The organism is Lacrimispora sp. BS-2 (genome assembly GCF_040207125.1).
In the GTDB taxonomy this organism is placed as follows: Bacteria; Bacillota; Clostridia; order Lachnospirales; family Lachnospiraceae; genus Lacrimispora.
Genome location: NZ_CP157940.1, coordinates 2,285,879 through 2,302,159, shown reverse-complemented (window position 1 = coordinate 2,302,159; position 16,281 = coordinate 2,285,879). Strand labels below are relative to the sequence as shown.

The following is a 16,281-nucleotide window of genomic DNA, read 5'->3' as shown; positions in this document are numbered from 1 at the left end:
CAGGCGGTCCCTTTTTATTTGTCAGTTAATAAATCCCCGGTCAAGATGATGAAGGTAGGAAATTAAAGACCAGAGTAAGGCTAATGCTGGCTGATCTTCCATTTATTAATTAATTTTTATCGGGAATAATAGTTGACATAAGAAATGCACCACTTTGCGCATGCCTGGCTTATATTCGGCCAGACATGCGCAAAGTGGTGCGTTTCATTATAAACAGGCTCCGTTTCCCGCTGGAAAAGAAGGAGGACCGGGATTCAGCTCCGGCATTTCATACATTCCAGGTAATGCATATTGGCGCATTCCCAGTCTACCACCTGGAACCAGTTATAAATGTATGCGATCCTTTCATTATAATGCTTTAAATAATAGGCGTGTTCCCAAACATCGATGGTAAGTACCGGACAAAGATTCTTTACAATAGGGGTATCCTGATTTGCCGTGGTTATGATTTTAAGCCTGCCGTTTTGATCCACAGTCAGCCACGCATATCCGGAACCAAAAACAGACAGGGCCTCTTCCTCAAATTCATGGTAAAAAGCTTCCACACATCCAAACTCTTCCACAAGAGCGTCATAAAGCATGCCTGCCTGACAACGCGTTTCAGAGTCTGACATGCCATTAAAATAGAAGATATGATTGTAAACGCCGCCTCCGTTATTTCTGATGGACTTTTGAACATCCTTTTTCAGGCAGTCCGCCTTACAGATCAGCTTTTCCAGTGGCCAGTCCTGCAGGTCCGGACAGTCTTTGAGCGTTGCGTTAAGGTTATTCACATAGGTTTGTAAGTGCCTGTTATGATGGAGGCACATTGTCAATGCGTCGATGCACGGCTCCAGGGCATCGTAAGCATAAGGAAGGGGCGGATTTACAAATGGATAATGCTCATTCATTGATAATTCCCTTTTTTGTTCATTTGTATAAATATATTCAGAAAATATGGGCTCGTGAGGAATAAAAGCCACTTTTCGTTTTTAATTTCCATGTTTGTCTAAAAAATATCCGTTTATTTCATCTATGCAGCAGCCGGGGATTGTACCGAAAATTACCCAAAAGGCTTTATTTATGGCGCCATTGTCATAAAAAACACCATAAAATAGAAAAGTTTAGAAATTTATAAGAATTTTATACTTAAAAAAGTTATATGAGCCCGTTATAATATAAAGAAAAAAGAAGTGGCACCAAGTACAGGAGGGACACGTGCATGAATAGATTTAAGCGCAATGTGGAAGAAACAGGCGGAGCGTCGGAAATGGAGGCAATGGAGCCAATGTCTGATGAAACGTTTGACAAAGAGCTGCAAAGCCTGATGAAGGAGGAAAAGGGCGGAAAAAAGAAGAAAAAAGGCCCTCGGAAAAAATGGAGCAGGAAGAGGAAGATCATAACCATTGGAGCATCGGCCATTGGGGCCTTTTTTATTGCCATTAAAGTTCTGGCAGGAGGCGGCAGCGCAGCTTTGCCGGTAACTGTTTCCCCGCTGGCAAAGGGAGAGGTGGTTGAAATGCTTTCAGTCAGCGGTCCTGTCCAGGGAACAGACAGCGTGGAAGTGGTATCCAACCTTCATGCGGAGATCCTGGAGCTTCCCGTAAAGGAAGGGGATAAGGTGGAAAAAGGACAGGTTTTGGCAGTGCTTGATGACAAGGACGCAAAAAAAGAAGTGGACATTGCCCAAAATGCCTATGATCTGGCTGTCAGCACTTATCAGGATAAGCAGCTGGAGGCAGAGAACGGATATGCAAAGGCAAAGCAGGATTTTGATACAGCAAAGGCCAATTATAACCGGACACTGGCTCTTTTCCAGGGCGGAAGTGCTTCCCAGGTGGAGCTTGAAACTGCTTCTAACACTATGAATGACGCACAGAGGGAAATAAGTACATACACGTTAAAGAACGGAAGACCAGTGGCAAATGAGTCCTATGCCCTGCAGATCGAAAAAGAGGCTTTTGAACTGGAACAGAAAAAGGAAGCGCTTAATAATACAAAGGTTATCAGCCCTATTGCAGGAACCGTTGTAAGAGTCAGCTGCAAGGTGGGCCGTTTTGCGGATAAAACCGATGATGACAAACCCATGTTTATCATCAATAATTTAGATGTGCTGGAGATGAGGATCAATGTAAGCGAGTATTCCATCGGAAAGGTTGCCATTGGACAGCCGGTGGAAATCAGTGCCGATATTTTAAGCGGTGAAACCGCAAGAGGCGAGGTGACCGCCATTTCTCCGACCGGAGAGGAGAAGGGAAATGGTTCCACGGAAAGAGTCATTCCTACCACCATACGGATTATAGACCAGAACACCAGACTGATTGCAGGCATTACCGCCAAGGCAAAGATTGAACTTCAAAAGGTGGAGAATGTATGGGTTGTTCCGATTTCCGCTGTGATCCAGCAGCCGGATGGCGGCACGGCCATTGCCTGTGTAAAGGATAATATCGTAACATTCATTCCGGTGAAGACCGGGGTGGAAAGTGACATTCAGGCGGAAATCATTCCAGAGGAAGAAGAGGCCTTAACAGAAGGGCTGCAGGTGATCGGCGCTCCGTCCTCCATGCTTACAGAAGGAATGGCAGTAACCGTGATTCCTTCGGTTCAGTAAGGGGGAGGCAGTATGTGGAAAAAGAAAGAGAAGCTTCCCGCCTGTGTGACAGAGAATGTCAGGGAAGATTTGATAAAACTGGTGGATGTGGTGAAGGTTTACGATACAGGCTCCATTAAGGTGCTGGGGTTAAAGCGGATAAACTTAACCATTAAACGCGGAGAATTTGTAGCCATCATGGGTCAGTCAGGCTCGGGAAAATCAACGCTTATGAACATCTTGGGCTGCCTGGACCGGCCCACCATGGGGCATTATTATCTTGACGGCATTGATACGGCAGAGCTTTCTGCTGATGACTTATCGGCAATCAGGAACCGCAAGATAGGATTTGTATTCCAGTCCTTTAACCTGATCTCCAGGACTTCTGCATTAAAGAATGTGGAGCTTCCCATGACCTATGCCCATATTTCCAGAAAAACAAGGGAAGAGCGTGCCTTAAGTCTTTTGGAACGGGTGGGGCTTGGAAAACGGTATGAACATATGCCTAATGAACTATCCGGCGGACAGCGGCAGAGAGTGGCCATTGCCAGGGCACTGGCCAATGAGCCTCCTCTGATCATGGCCGATGAGCCCACGGGTAACTTAGATACCGCATCTTCGGTAGAGATCATGGAGCTGTTCTCCCAGCTTCACAGGGAAGGCGCCACTGTGGTGCTGGTAACCCATGAAGAGAATATTGCAGCATTTGCAGGACGGATCATGCGGTTCCGGGATGGAGAGCTGGTCAGCGATCTGCCTAATGTTCCCCCAAATCAGGTACAGGAAGAAGACATAACAATGGAGAAAGAGGAGGCGCCATGCTGATAGAAAATATGAGTATGGCGCTTCACGCCATACGGTCTAATAAAATGAGATCCTTTTTGACCATGCTGGGAATCATCATTGGCATTGGAGCTGTGATCGCGATTGTATCTGTGGGAGACAGCATGAGAAACTTATTTACCGATGCCTATAAGGATGTGGGCTATAACCGGGCCCTTATCATGGTATCCTGGGAAGTAACAGATTTCCGCATGTCGGATTATTTTACCAGAGATGAAATGGACCGGGTCAGGGAAGTGTACCAGGATAAAATCCAGTATATTGACAGCGATGCCAGTGCCGATGCAGAGGCCGTCAATGGGCGCAAAAAGGTAAAGTATCAGTTTCAGGGAATTGATTCCAATTATACGGAAGTGCAGCCGTTAGATATTATTTACGGCAGGGCCCTCAATACGGCGGATGTAAAAGGAGCGGCAAATCACGTAGTTCTGGAGGATAAAGGGGCAATACAGCTGTTTGGTACGGCTGACTGCGTGGGCAGGACCTTTCGAATGACCATAAATAAGGATACCCAGGAATACATGGTTGTAGGAGTCTATCATAAGGATATCTCACCCATGATGGCCATGCTTATGGGAAACGGGCAGACTCAGTCAGGATTTCTGCCATATACGGTCCTTACAAAATCCAATGATTACTTTTCAGGCCTTAATTTTTACGTCAGGGACGGAGTGGATGTGAAAGCATTCTTAGCAGAATTCACCCGGTACGTGGCAAAATCAAAGGGGCGTCCGGAATCAGAGATCCGGACCATGTCAGTGGTAGAGCAAATGGGTACCGTGGATACCAGCCTTTCCGCCATGGCGGCAGCCGTGGGCGGTATTGCTGCCATCTCTTTGCTGGTAGGCGGAATCGGAATCATGAATATTATGATGGTCTCTGTCACGGAGCGGACCAGGGAGATCGGAATCCGGAAGGCCCTGGGTGCAAGGACAAGAGACATCATGGTCCAGTTTTTAACGGAATCCGCTTTTATGTCGGCCTGTGGAGGGATTATCGGCATCGTTCTTGGAGTGACCCTTGTGAAAGCAGGGGGAGCTGCCTTTCAGATGACCGTGGTCATCAGACCCTCTGTGGTGATCCTGGCAGTTGGTTTCTCGGCTCTTGTTGGTATTTTCTTTGGTCTTTATCCGGCTTCCAAGGCAGCGAAAAAAGACCCTATTGAAGCTTTAAGGTATGAATAGGAGGGGAAAACATCATGCTGCTTGAAAATATGAATATGGCAATTCACGCCATTAAGGCAAATAAGATGCGGTCCTTTCTGACCATGCTTGGGATCATCATAGGCATTGGGTCTGTCATTGCCATCGTGTCCATTGGTGATACCATGCGGTTTATGGTATCCGACCTCTATAAAAATGCGGGAGTGACCCTGGCCTATGTCTACGTCTGGCCAAAAGACGGCGAAGATATGAGGGAAAGTGATTACTTTACTCTTGATGAACTGGATCGGCTGAAAGAGGTGTTCGGAGATGAAATCAGCTACATTGACAGCAATGCCTCTACAAATGCAGAAGCCGTTTTTGGACGCAATAAGGTCAAATACCAGTTTGAAGGAATCCTTTCCAATTATCCTCAGGTCCAGAAGATCAATGTGATCTACGGCCGTAATTTAAACGAAGCCGATGTAAAAGGAAGAAAGAACAATGTTGTACTGGAGGCAAAGGGGGCAAAGGATCTTTTCGGCACGGAAAACTGCGTGGGAAAGTCGTTCCGCACCACCATTTATGGCAATACGGACGATTACAATGTAGTCGGAGTCTACAGGGCGGACCAGAATCCTTTTGAGGCGATGATGGCGGGAACCAGCGCTACCAGGGCCGGATATGTGCCGGATTCCTTATTGACCTGGCCCAATGACAACATTTACGGTATTCGTCTCTATGCAAAAGAAGGAACTGATATGAAAGCATTTTCTGACATGATTACTTCTTACCTTGCAAAGACCAAGAAACGGAACAAGGAAGATGTCACCTTCTATTCTGTATCCAGTGAAATGGGAAGTGCGGACGCAATCATGGGCGGCTTATCTGCTGCTGTGGGAGGAATCGCAGCTATCTCTCTTTTAGTTGGCGGAATCGGAATCATGAACATTATGCTGGTATCCGTTACGGAGCGGACCAGGGAAATCGGTATCCGTAAGGCATTAGGCGCTAAAACAAGGGATGTCTTAATCCAGTTTTTAACGGAATCAGCCATTCTTTCCGCCTTGGGAGGAATCCTGGGCGTTGCGGCCGGCGGAGGACTGGTGCTGGCAGGAGGAGCGCTGTTTGGCATGAAGGTGGTCATAAAGCCGGCGGTCATCCTGGTGGCGGTAGGATTTTCGGCTTTGGTAGGCTTGTTTTTTGGCATTTATCCAGCCTCCAAGGCGGCAAAGGCAGATCCTATTGACGCCCTGAGGTATGAATAAAAGAGCGCAGCAGACCCGCTGCGCTCTTTCCTTTACAGGAAATTGGGTTCTGCCGACTTTTTATCCGGGAATACTATAAAAAAATAAAAATTCCGTATTATACTCGCCAAGTAAAAGGTTCTATGCTATAATAGGGTGATATCTTATGGTTTAGTGAGGAAACTATATGCTTAGTGAAGAGAAAATAAAGATCATGACCAGCCTTGCGATGTTTGAAAAACACGAAGGAAAAAGGATATTTCCCATTAACCGGTACTTTAAAAGCGATTACATCAGCAGTAAGCTGCTCCGCTCTTTTTTCAGCTATACACTGAGCTTTGTTTTAAGTCTGGCTTTATGGGGATTATATGATATGGAACGATGGATGAATACCATGGAGTTAAAGGGCCTGACGGCAGCCGGATTGTGGATTGGAATAATTTATCTCATCGGACTGGTAATTTACCTGGGAATCAGCGCTGCTATATATATGAAGAAGTACGAATATGCCAGCCGTGGAACAAAAGTATATTTGGCCAAACTAAAGCGGCTGGACAAGCGGTACGAGGGAAATACCAGACCTTTAAAAAGAACAAAGGGAGGACGGACATCATGATGGGCCTTCTTGTATTTAAAGAACGATTGAAAGAGTTTTATGCCAGGTTTGAGATTTATATAACGCCTGTGATCAAGTTTATATTCAGCCTTCTGGCATTTGCCCTGATGAATAAAAATATCGGCTTTATGTCAAAGCTGACGGCAGGCTATATCCCACTGGTGCTGGCTCTGGTGTGCTCCTTTTTGCCATATGGAGCCATCTCTTTTCTGGCGGCAGGCTTTATGCTTGCCCATCTGTCGGGAATTTCCATTGAAATCACTCTGGTCATGGCTGTTTTTATTTTGGTGGTAGGACTTCTTTATTATGGATTCCAGCCGGGGGACAGCTATCTGTTGGTGTTGACCCCTGTATTTTTCCTTTTAAAAATTCCTTATGCGATCCCGCTGATCGTAGGACTGTCAGGGAGCGTTGTATCTGTGATACCGGTAAGCTGCGGTGTATTTATTTATTATGCGCTTTTATATGTAAAGCAGAATGCAGGGGTCCTGACCAACGATATGTCGGTGGACGAGGTGGTGAAATTCATGCAGCTCATGAAGAGCCTGATGTCCAATAAGCTGATGCTTGTGATGGTTACGGCGTTTGCCCTTTCTCTTGTGGTGGTGGCGGTCACCCGGAGCTTATCCATGGATTATTCCTGGATCATTGCCATTGTGGCAGGCACCATTGCCCAACTGGGCGTAATTTTTATCGGAGATATTGCTGCAGATGTATCGGTGTCGGTTATCGGGCTTCTGGTAGGAATCCTGATTTCCATTGTGATTGCAGGAATTTATATATTTTTTGTCTTTGCAGTGGATTATTCCAGGACAGAATACGTACAATTTGAAGATGATGATTATTATTACTACGTCAAGGCGGTTCCAAAGCTGACAGTCAGCGCGCCTGATGTGAAAGTTCAGAAAATTAATGCCAGAAAGCTCCAAAGACCGCAGAGGTAGAAAGCGACCTGCGGGCATACCTTTGCACCCGGTGCCCGGTAAAGCGGGGCAGGCTCTAAAACGGGGTGGGCCCTGCCCGGATCGCATAGGCAATAATAAGGAAGAGATAAAAGGGAGGTGGAGACAATAGCAGATTTTTTAGACGGAATGTACTCCTGGGTGTCGTTCCTGCCCAGGATATCGAAAACAAACTTAGTTGAAATTATTATTATAGCCGTTCTGCTGTATGAACTGCTGACCTGGATCATGAATACAAGGGCATGGACGCTTTTAAAGGGAATCATCGTGATCCTTGTTTTCTATGTCTTTGCATATGTATTCCGGCTGGATAATATTTTTTGGATTCTCAATAAAATCGCTACGCCGGCAGTGACCATGGCGATAGTGATCTTCCAGCCTGAACTTCGAAAGGCTTTAGAGCAGCTGGGAAGCAAGAATCCCTTTACAGGGATCCTGACCTTTGATGATGGCAGGGACAATTCCAGTTTTACGGATAAAACGATTAACGAGCTGGTGAAGGCTACTTTTGAGATGGCAAGGGTCAAGACCGGAGCGCTCATGGTAATTGAACGGGGAGACTCTTTAAAAGAGATCGAGCGTACCGGAATAGAAGTGGGAGGAGTTGTCAGCAGCCAGCTTCTTATTAATATTTTTGAACATAATACGCCGCTGCACGACGGAGCGGTGGTAATTCGGGGAAATCGTGTGGCGGCGGCAACCTGCTACCTGCCTCTATCGGATAATATGTCTATCAGCAAGGACCTGGGTACAAGGCACAGGGCTGCAGTAGGCGTCAGCGAAGTCAGCGACAGCATTACCATTGTGGTATCGGAAGAAACCGGGCGTGTGACTGTGGCTTTGGAAGGCGGCCTTAAACGGATCGCGGATGCGGATATGCTCCGGTCGGTCCTTGCAGGTGTAAAACGGGAGGCAGAGGAAGGAAGCAGATTCAGGATTTTGAAGGGAAGGCGTAAGAATGAAGGAAAAGCTGTTAAATAATCTTGGACTGAAGGTTGCGTCCCTGGTGCTTGCCTTTGCAGTATGGATGGCTGTTGTCAACATTTCCAATCCCATTATTGATGATTCCCAGGTGGTTGGGATAGATGTGCGCAATGAGGACGTGCTGGAGGCTGCCAATTTAACCTATGAAATTGTGGGAAAGGATACGGTGACAGTCAGCTACCAGGTGAGAACAAGAGACCGTTCCCTGGTGAAGGCCTCGGACTTTCATGCCTATGTTGATTTAAAGGATTACAACGTGACAGGAGCAATTCCCATCACTGTGGAGATTAATAGAGATAAGGAAAACCTGGTCAAGAGTGACACCATTACGGCTAAGCCAATGGTGATCCGGATCGATACGGAAGAGCTTCAGCGCAAGAAGTTTGATCTTCAGTTCCGGATAAAAGGAACACCGGAAGAAGGGTATGCCCTGGGCATGGTCACACTGCTGCCGGATTCTGTGACTGTGGAAGGCCCTGAGTCCCAGATCGGCCAGATCAACCATATGGGAATAGAGATTGATGTGGATAATGCCAATGCGGATATCAATGCAGTGGCCTCTCCGGTCTTTTACGATGCCAACGGCAACGAGATGCCGGACATGGCAAATAAAGTGACTGTCAACAGGCACGAGATCGAATATCATGTATCCGTGCTAAAGGCCAAGAATCTTTCCATTAACTTTGAGGTTTCAGGAGAAGTGGCAAAAGGATACCGGTATACGGGACTGGAATGCAGCGTCAAATCCGTACCGGTAGTAGGCACCAAGTCGGTTCTTGCCTCCCTGACCAGCTTGTCTGTTTCCTCGGATAAGCTGAATATTGACGGTGCCACCTCTGATAAGGTGGTTCAGCTGGATTTAAGCCAGTATCTGCCGCCAAGCACCTCTGTTGCCGGGGATGAATATAAGAATGTAACCGTGAAGCTGAAGGTAGAACCACTGACTACCAGAGTATTCGCTTTGAATCTGAAGAATCTGGATAAGAAGGGTGCAGAAGCTGATTACGATTACAGTTTTGATAAAGAAACTACTGATGTTACGGTAAAAGGGCTGAAGGAAGATTTAGATGCCCTGACGGAAAAGAACTTGAATGCAGTTCTCGACGTATCGGACCAGGAGGCTGGCCCCCATCCCGGAATGGTGACATTTGAGGTTTCGGCAGGGTTTGAGGTGGTTGGTTATACGCCTTTCAATGTGATAGTTGCCCATAAGGATCCGGGCCCCGCAACGGTTGAAAGCAGCACCACAGCCACTTCTGCGGAAGTTCCTGAGTCACAATGAGAAAGTCTTTCATTTCCCTAAAAGGGAAAATGATGAAAGAATGGAGGGAGGGAATTCAGTATGGTCAGTGCTAAAGTTGTTATAAAGAATCCTACCGGCCTGCACTTAAGGCCGGCAGGGATTCTTTGTAAGGAAGCCATGAACTTTAATTCTTCGGTGAGTTTTCGATTTAAGAACACCACTGCCAATGCGAAAAGTGTGCTTAGCGTATTGGGTGCCTGCGTAAAAAGCGGGGATGAGATTACTTTTGTCTGTGAGGGAGCAGATGAAGAGGAGGCTCTGGCGACCATGGTCAAGGCTGTTGAAGACGGTCTTGGCGAATAGATTAATTATCTAATAATTAATAAGGAGGCTAATTATGTTTAAAGGAACAAGTGCATCTGCGGGAATCGGTATTGGGAAGGCCGTTAACGTGGAAGAAGCAGAGCTTAAGATCATGAGAGAGGAAGTAACAGATCCGGAGGCTGAAAAGGCCCGCTTTCAGGCGGCAGTCAGGCAGGCTATGGAAGAGACCGGCCTTCTGGCACAGGATCTTGCAACAAAAGTGGGAGAAAAGGAAGCGGAGATTTTAAACGGTCATCTGCTGCTCCTTTCTGATCCAATGTTGACAGGTGAGATTGAGAATTCTATCACGGGGGAGAATGTCAACAGCGAATATGCCATTGAAAATGTATGCAATTCCTATGCCAACATGTTCGCATCCATGGGAGATGAGCTCATGCAGCAGAGAGCCACGGACATGCACGATATCAAGACTCGCATGCAGAAGATACTTATGGGGGTAAACTCTGTGAATATTTCCGATCTTCCGGAGGGAAGCGTGATCATTGCAAGAGATTTAACGCCTTCCATGACAGCCGGGATCGATCCGGACAAGGTGACCGGTATTGTTACGGAACTGGGAGGAAAGACATCCCACAGCGCGATTCTTGCCAGAGCTTTGGAGATTCCTGCAGTGGTTGCCCTTGAGGGATTTTTAAGCCAGGTGTCCGATGGGGATGATGTGATATTAGATGGATCTAAGGGAATTGTCATTGTGAATCCGGATGATTCATTAAAGGCAGAGTATACTGCAAAGAGGGAAACCTTTTTAAAGGAAAAGAAGGAACTGGAGCAATACATCGGTAAGCCAACCGTAACAAAGGATGGCGTTGCCATTGAATTGGTGGGCAATATCGGAAAGCCTGAGGATGTGGAAAAGGTCCTTCATTATGACGGGGAAGGGATCGGATTGTTCAGAACAGAATTTTTGTTTATGGACCGTACTTCAATGCCCACAGAGGACGAGCAGTTTGAAGCCTATCGGAAGGTTGCGGCAGCTATGAACGGCAAGCCTGTAATCATCCGCACTCTGGATATCGGAGGAGATAAGGAAATTCCATATATGGGCCTTGAAAAGGACGAAAATCCATTTTTGGGATACAGGGCGATCCGTTTCTGCCTGGACCGGAAGGAAGATGTGTACAAGCCTCAGCTGCGGGCTCTTTTAAGAGCCAGTGCTTTCGGCAACATCCGCATCATGGTTCCTATGGTGACCTGCTTAGAGGAGTTCAGAGAAGCAAAGGCGCTTGTTGAAGCGCTTAAAAAGGAATTTGATGAAAAGGGAATTGCCTATAAAAAGGATATTCAAGTGGGAATCATGGTGGAAACGGCTGCTGCCTCTTTAATGGCGGATGTGTTTGCAAAGGAAGTTGATTTCTTCAGCATCGGAACCAATGACTTAACCCAGTACACCATGTCTGTGGACAGAGGAAACGATAAGGTATCCTATCTGTATTCCCCGTTAAATCCTGCGGTTTTAAGAAGCATCCGCCATGTCATTGAATGCGGGCGGAAAGAAGGGATTATGGTCGGTATGTGCGGGGAGGCTGCAAGCGATCCCATGCTCATTCCCCTTCTTCTGGCATTTGGCTTAAATGAGTTCAGCATGAGTGCGTCAGCTATCTTAAACGCCAGAAAGCTGATCACCGGTTACAGCACAAAAGAACTGCAGGCAGTGGCAGAACAGGCCATGTCCTATTCCACTGCAAAAGAGGTAGAAGATTATATGAGAGAGTTCATTAGCCGTATATAGTGAACTTAAAAAGGGAAGTGCGGCTGTCGCCAGGGCGGCGGCTGCTTTTTCCATATAAGGCGGCGTTTCGATTATTTGCCAAAGGGGATATTTTACGATGAGTGTTTATCTGATCAGCTATGGAGCGTCTTATTTATTTGCAAGAGCAGGCTTTTACTGGCTGTCCGGTATTATTTTAATACTGGCAGCTCTTTTCCTGTACTGGCGGGATTACAGCCGGACCGAGAATATCATTCATTTAAGGGGGTTGTTTTCCCTGTTCTGGGTAGGAGGGGAAGGCATTGCCTGTTTAAAGCTCTCAGAGCTTTCATTTGACTGGAATATTATTACGTGGCTCTGTTTTCTGGTAGCATTCCTGGGATTTTGGGTCACCTTTGAATTTTTCGCAAAGCTGCAGGGGGAATCAGGAGGACAGCGTTCCAGCTGGTTCAGTTTTAAAGGCTATGAGAGACCTCTTTTTCTGTCCATGGTTTTTGTCACCTTCGTATCCCTTGCCGGTTTTATCGTTGAGGCGGTGGTGCTGGGGTTCATCCCCTTCTTTGTGAAAGGAGTGCCTCATGCTTACTCTGCGTTTCACATAACAGGAATTCACTATTTTACCGTATCCTGTGTATTGGTGCCTGCGTTGTCGGTCCTTTATTTTTGCATAGAACAGGGGAGAAACGGGTTAAGGCTTATTCTGGCCGTGCTCATGGACGTCATTGCATGCGTGATTCCGATTTTATGCGTGTCCCGTTTCCAACTGATCCTGTCTGTTGGTTTGGCGGTTCTCACCTATATTGCCATGGAGCACAGGCTGAAGATTACATATGGGGTAGGCCTGATGATTGGTATGATTCCCATTTATGTGATCCTCACCATTGCAAGAGGCCATGATGTCTCCTATTTAAACGGCATTTTTCAGATGAAAAACAGCCAGATGCCTATATTCATCACTCAGCCTTATATGTACATTGCAAACAATTATGACAATTTTAACTGCCTGGTGGAGTGGCTTCCGTCCCATACGTTTGGTCTTCGGATGCTCTTTCCCTTATGGGCGCTTACAGGGCTTAAATTCCTTGTCCCGGCTCTTGTGGATTTCCCCATCTATGTGACAAAAGAGGAATTGACCACGGTCACCCTGTTTTATGATTCTTTTTATGATTTTGGGATTGTGGGCGTCCTGTTATTTGGATGTATTCTGGGTGGAGTTGGGTTTTTCCTGATGCGGATGGTAAAACGTATCCGTAATCCCATTGGCTATCTGTTCTATGCCCAGTTTGCCATGTATATGATACTGTCTTTTTTCACGACCTGGTTCAGTAATCCTTCCACCTGGTTTTACTTTGGAATGACGGGAGTTTTGTTTGCTTTCTGTTCGTGGAACAATAATGGAAGACATGGATGACGATATAAAAAGCTCCTGGAGAAACTGGTGTCCTGCCTGACGGCAGCACGTCATATTTTTCCGCGAGCTTTTTTGTTATGTATGAATTGAAATCAGGCCCCTGGTGTGCCGGAAGGCTCATTGTCCTCTGTGGGAGGGGAGATGGCAAGGCGCCTTTTCTTTTTGCGCCGCCGGTAATAGAAAATGGCAGAGGCGGCTGCGGCAATTGGGATCCAGAATGGACTGGTTGTAATGGCGATGATCGTAAGGTTTAACAAGCCGGACTTAAAAATCTTAAGATTGTCTGCGAATCCATTTCTTATGCGGGTACCGGCTGATTCCGGGGCAGTGGGAGTAAAGGTGGTGACTTCCCTGATGCTTAGGGAAACCGTGCCGTAATCCACCTGATTGTCGTATAGCTTAAGCTGGGATTCCATGGATTCCAACTGGTAGCGTATCTCGGAAAGCCGCTGCTGGAGGGTGATGACCGTATCAATTGACTCCGCTTTTTGGAGGAATTCCCACAGCTTTTCCTGCTCCACCTCCAGGGACTTTTTTCTGCTTTCCAGATCGCTGTACTGCAGCGTAACATCCTGGGTGAATTCCGATTTATCGGTGATATTACCATTGGTTTCCACTGTGCTTATAAAGCTGTCGATCTGGTTCACGGGAATCCGGATGGTCATATTGGCATACCTTGGCACCGGTTTTCCAAGGCTGTCCAGGCGGCTGCCTGACATATCGGATTGTTCCACATATCCGCCAAGCTGGGTGATCCTGGTCTGCAGGTTATGAAGCAGTGTTTCAAACCCATCTGTTTCCACGTTCATGGATATGTTCCGTATGAGTTTTCGTCCGGCTGGAAGCACCTGGCCACTTCCGTTTTCCCCTGCCAGTGATGTAACAGCTTTTTCTTCTTCCCCCTTTTCATATTGGCTGTCTGGGCTGACCGGGACATTTGTCTCTGCAGTCATAGCAGGCCCATAATCTGATACAGTGTTCTGATCCACTGCTGCGGATTTATTGGAGCATGCGCTTAAGCAGAGAATTACCAGAAGAGACGGGACGAATCCCCATTTTCTTTTTCTCATTGAACCCCTCCTTTTATCATCATATTTCTATGAATCAAGTGATATTCTTAGAATAGCATGGTGCCTGGACCATTTCAACAAAGGCAGAGAAGCTTAAGAAAAACTTATATATTTCCATGCTCTTTTACGGCTTCTGAAGGGGAAAGGTGAAAGTGTTTTTTATAGGCCCTGAAAAACGTTGAGTAGTTTTTAAAGCCGCTGTTAAAACAGGCTTCCGTAACCGGCATTCCGGTTTTTAAAAGGTCCCTTGCCAAAAGAAGGCGTTTTTCCGTAATATAGTCAAACAAAGTATAGCCGGTTTCCCCTTTAAATAAGTGCATCAGGTGGTAACGGCTGATATAACATGCCTCTGCAATGGCGTCCACGGTTATATCTTCCATCAAATGACTGTTTATATAGTCCATAATTCCTAAAATGCGCCGGTCACCGGTGGAAGGAGGAAGATACTGTACCCGGTTAGCTAAAGAAGCCCTGTTCAACTGGATCATGAATTCCAGAAATACCACCTGACAGTACAGATCCCTGGCGTAGCCGTCATGGGTGCAGGCATACTCCAGGTTCGATAATGTGCGGTACAGGCCGCTTTTTTCCATGGAATGAATCCTCAGGACGTGGGAATGCAGCTCTTTTGATTTTTGGAAACAGGTGCTCAAGTCATAGCTGTCGGACCGGTAAGCCAGTAAAAATCCTGGGGAAAGATAGACGATGATCCTTTCATAAGGCACTGACGGGTCAATGTCAGGCTTGTGAATATCGTTATGGCGTACCAGTATGATATCATAGGGATTCAGTTTATAAGCACAGCCTTCGATCCGGTAGGTAACGGATCCCCGGATGAAAATGATGATTTTATCGAAATCATGATAATGGTATTCAAAATCCTGTTTTTTTGTATCGGTCAGATGAAACAGCCGGAAATCACTGTTTAAATATCCCCGCTTTTCGTAGTTATCCATTTAATCTTATCCCTTCTATTGCGCTGCTTTTTATAATATAACATAATTTGCAATAAAAAAAGCATTATATTGATGGAAATGATAAATAGTGCTGTATATAATTAAATCTATAAAACAAATACGTATGGATAGAAGGAAGACAGGAATGAAAATAGTAGTATTAGCGGGCGGTTTCAGCCCGGAAAGAGAAGTCTTATTCTGTCGGAATTTCATATTATGAATTATATGAGGATATTAAAAGGCACGGGAAAGGAGTTTTATCATGAATATCACGTTGGAAAAATATCATGGGCTGGGCAACGATTATCTGATTTTTGACCCTAATAAAAATGAATTGGAGCTGACAGAGGAAAGTGTCCGCCTGATCTGCAACCGGAATTTCGGAGTAGGGTCTGACGGGCTTTTAGTAGGGCCTGTTTTTGGGCAGGATAAGCTGGAGCTTAAGATTTTAAATCCCGACGGAAGCGAAGCGGAGTTAAGCGGCAACGGCGTGCGGATCTTTGGGAAATACTTAAAGGATGCCGGATATGTGCAGAAAAACCGCTTTATTGTCAATACATTAAGCGGGCAGCAGACGATCCAGTACTTAAACGAGACCGGAACCAAAATAAAGGTATCCATGGGAAAATTAAGCTTTTACAGTGACGAGATCCCTGTAACAGGGCCAAGGAGAGAGGTGCTGAATGAAACCATGATGTTTGGAAGCATCCCTTACCGGGTTACCTGTGTTTCCATAGGCAATCCTCACTGCGTCATCTGGCTGAACGATATATCAAAGGAACTGGCCTGCCGGATCGGAAAGCATTCGGAAACAGCCGATTATTTCCCGGAAAAGATAAATACGGAGCTTTTGAAGGTTGTGGACAGGACCAATATTGAAATTGAGATTTACGAACGGGGAGCCGGATATACCCTGGCTTCGGGAACCAGCGGCTGTGCGGCCGCAGGTGCGGCGTACCGTATGGGGCTTACGGACCCTAAGATGTATGTACACATGCCGGGAGGCGTGCTTGAGGTGGAAATTGAAAAGGATGGCAGCGTACTGATGACAGGGGAAGTCGGTTACGTAGGGAGATTCACCCTTTCTCATGAGATGACGGAGCAGCTGCGCGCACTCCAGTAATAAAATATAACAGACTGGCAAAA

The 16,281-nt window shown here is 46.3% G+C and carries 15 protein-coding genes; 12 read left to right on the top strand and 3 right to left on the bottom strand.

The genetic code is table 11. The annotated features are described in order from the left end of the window. Window positions 1–254: 254 nt before the first annotated feature. On the bottom strand, window positions 255–890 hold the full coding sequence (locus ABFV83_RS10965) for a superoxide dismutase (protein ID WP_349943792.1): 636 nt from the start codon (window positions 888–890) through the stop codon (window positions 255–257). Window positions 891–1,201: 311 nt separating this feature from the next. Here ABFV83_RS10965 and ABFV83_RS10960 point away from each other — a divergent pair, with 311 nt between their 5' ends. The 11 genes from ABFV83_RS10960 (at window position 1,202) to ABFV83_RS10910 (ending at window position 13,109) form a co-directional block, all read left to right on the top strand. After that, window positions 1,202–2,590 carry an HlyD family efflux transporter periplasmic adaptor subunit gene (locus ABFV83_RS10960; RefSeq protein WP_349943790.1) on the top strand — a complete coding sequence of 463 codons (1,389 nt, stop codon included), beginning with the start codon at window positions 1,202–1,204 and terminating at the stop codon, window positions 2,588–2,590. A gap of 12 nt (window positions 2,591–2,602) precedes the next feature. Beyond that, window positions 2,603–3,394 (top strand): ABC transporter ATP-binding protein, encoded by a 792-nt coding sequence (locus tag ABFV83_RS10955; RefSeq protein ID WP_349943789.1) that lies wholly within the window; start codon window positions 2,603–2,605, stop codon window positions 3,392–3,394. Then, the gene (locus ABFV83_RS10950) at window positions 3,388–4,596 is read left to right on the top strand and encodes an ABC transporter permease (protein WP_349943787.1); all 1,209 of its coding nucleotides are present in this window, start codon (window positions 3,388–3,390) and stop codon (window positions 4,594–4,596) included. Before ABFV83_RS10955 ends, ABFV83_RS10950 begins: the two co-directional genes overlap by 7 nt. 14 nt (window positions 4,597–4,610) lie before the next feature. Next, entirely contained in the window at window positions 4,611–5,822 is a 1,212-nt protein-coding gene (locus ABFV83_RS10945) for an ABC transporter permease (protein WP_349943786.1), read from the top strand. 166 nt (window positions 5,823–5,988) lie between these two features. Further along, window positions 5,989–6,417: a hypothetical protein gene (locus ABFV83_RS10940; protein WP_349943785.1), complete on the top strand. Its 429-nt coding sequence runs from the start codon at window positions 5,989–5,991 to the stop codon at window positions 6,415–6,417. Further along, the gene (locus tag ABFV83_RS10935) at window positions 6,414–7,361 is read left to right on the top strand and encodes an ABC transporter permease (protein WP_349943783.1); all 948 of its coding nucleotides are present in this window, start codon (window positions 6,414–6,416) and stop codon (window positions 7,359–7,361) included. The genes ABFV83_RS10940 and ABFV83_RS10935 overlap by 4 nt, the downstream gene beginning before the upstream one ends. Window positions 7,362–7,487: 126 nt before the next feature. Next, complete coding sequence (cdaA, locus tag ABFV83_RS10930) at window positions 7,488–8,360, top strand: diadenylate cyclase CdaA (protein WP_054738190.1); 873 nt, start codon at window positions 7,488–7,490, stop codon at window positions 8,358–8,360. Beyond that, entirely contained in the window at window positions 8,338–9,645 is a 1,308-nt protein-coding gene (locus ABFV83_RS10925) for a CdaR family protein (protein ID WP_349943781.1), read from the top strand. Before cdaA ends, ABFV83_RS10925 begins: the two co-directional genes overlap by 23 nt. Window positions 9,646–9,705: 60 nt before the next feature. Then, window positions 9,706–9,969 (top strand): HPr family phosphocarrier protein, encoded by a 264-nt coding sequence (locus ABFV83_RS10920; protein WP_349943780.1) that lies wholly within the window; start codon window positions 9,706–9,708, stop codon window positions 9,967–9,969. Between the two features lie 34 nt (window positions 9,970–10,003). After that, on the top strand, window positions 10,004–11,719 hold the full coding sequence (gene ptsP / locus ABFV83_RS10915; RefSeq protein ID WP_349943779.1) for a phosphoenolpyruvate--protein phosphotransferase: 1,716 nt from the start codon (window positions 10,004–10,006) through the stop codon (window positions 11,717–11,719). A gap of 97 nt (window positions 11,720–11,816) precedes the next feature. Then, window positions 11,817–13,109, top strand: a complete 1,293-nt coding sequence (locus ABFV83_RS10910) for an O-antigen polymerase (protein WP_349943778.1) — start codon at window positions 11,817–11,819, stop codon at window positions 13,107–13,109. A gap of 92 nt (window positions 13,110–13,201) precedes the next feature. Here the strand turns inward: ABFV83_RS10910 and ABFV83_RS10905 are convergent, their stop codons facing one another. Further along, the gene (locus ABFV83_RS10905) at window positions 13,202–14,179 is read right to left on the bottom strand and encodes a DUF4349 domain-containing protein (protein ID WP_349943777.1); all 978 of its coding nucleotides are present in this window, start codon (window positions 14,177–14,179) and stop codon (window positions 13,202–13,204) included. Between the two features lie 104 nt (window positions 14,180–14,283). Continuing rightward, entirely contained in the window at window positions 14,284–15,135 is an 852-nt protein-coding gene (locus ABFV83_RS10900) for an AraC family transcriptional regulator (protein WP_349943776.1), read from the bottom strand. A 262-nt stretch (window positions 15,136–15,397) separates the two neighbouring features. On the opposite strand from ABFV83_RS10900, the gene dapF reads away from it, so the two are divergent. After that, window positions 15,398–16,258, top strand: a complete 861-nt coding sequence (gene dapF, locus ABFV83_RS10895; protein WP_349943774.1) for a diaminopimelate epimerase — start codon at window positions 15,398–15,400, stop codon at window positions 16,256–16,258. Window positions 16,259–16,281: the final 23 nt, after the last annotated feature.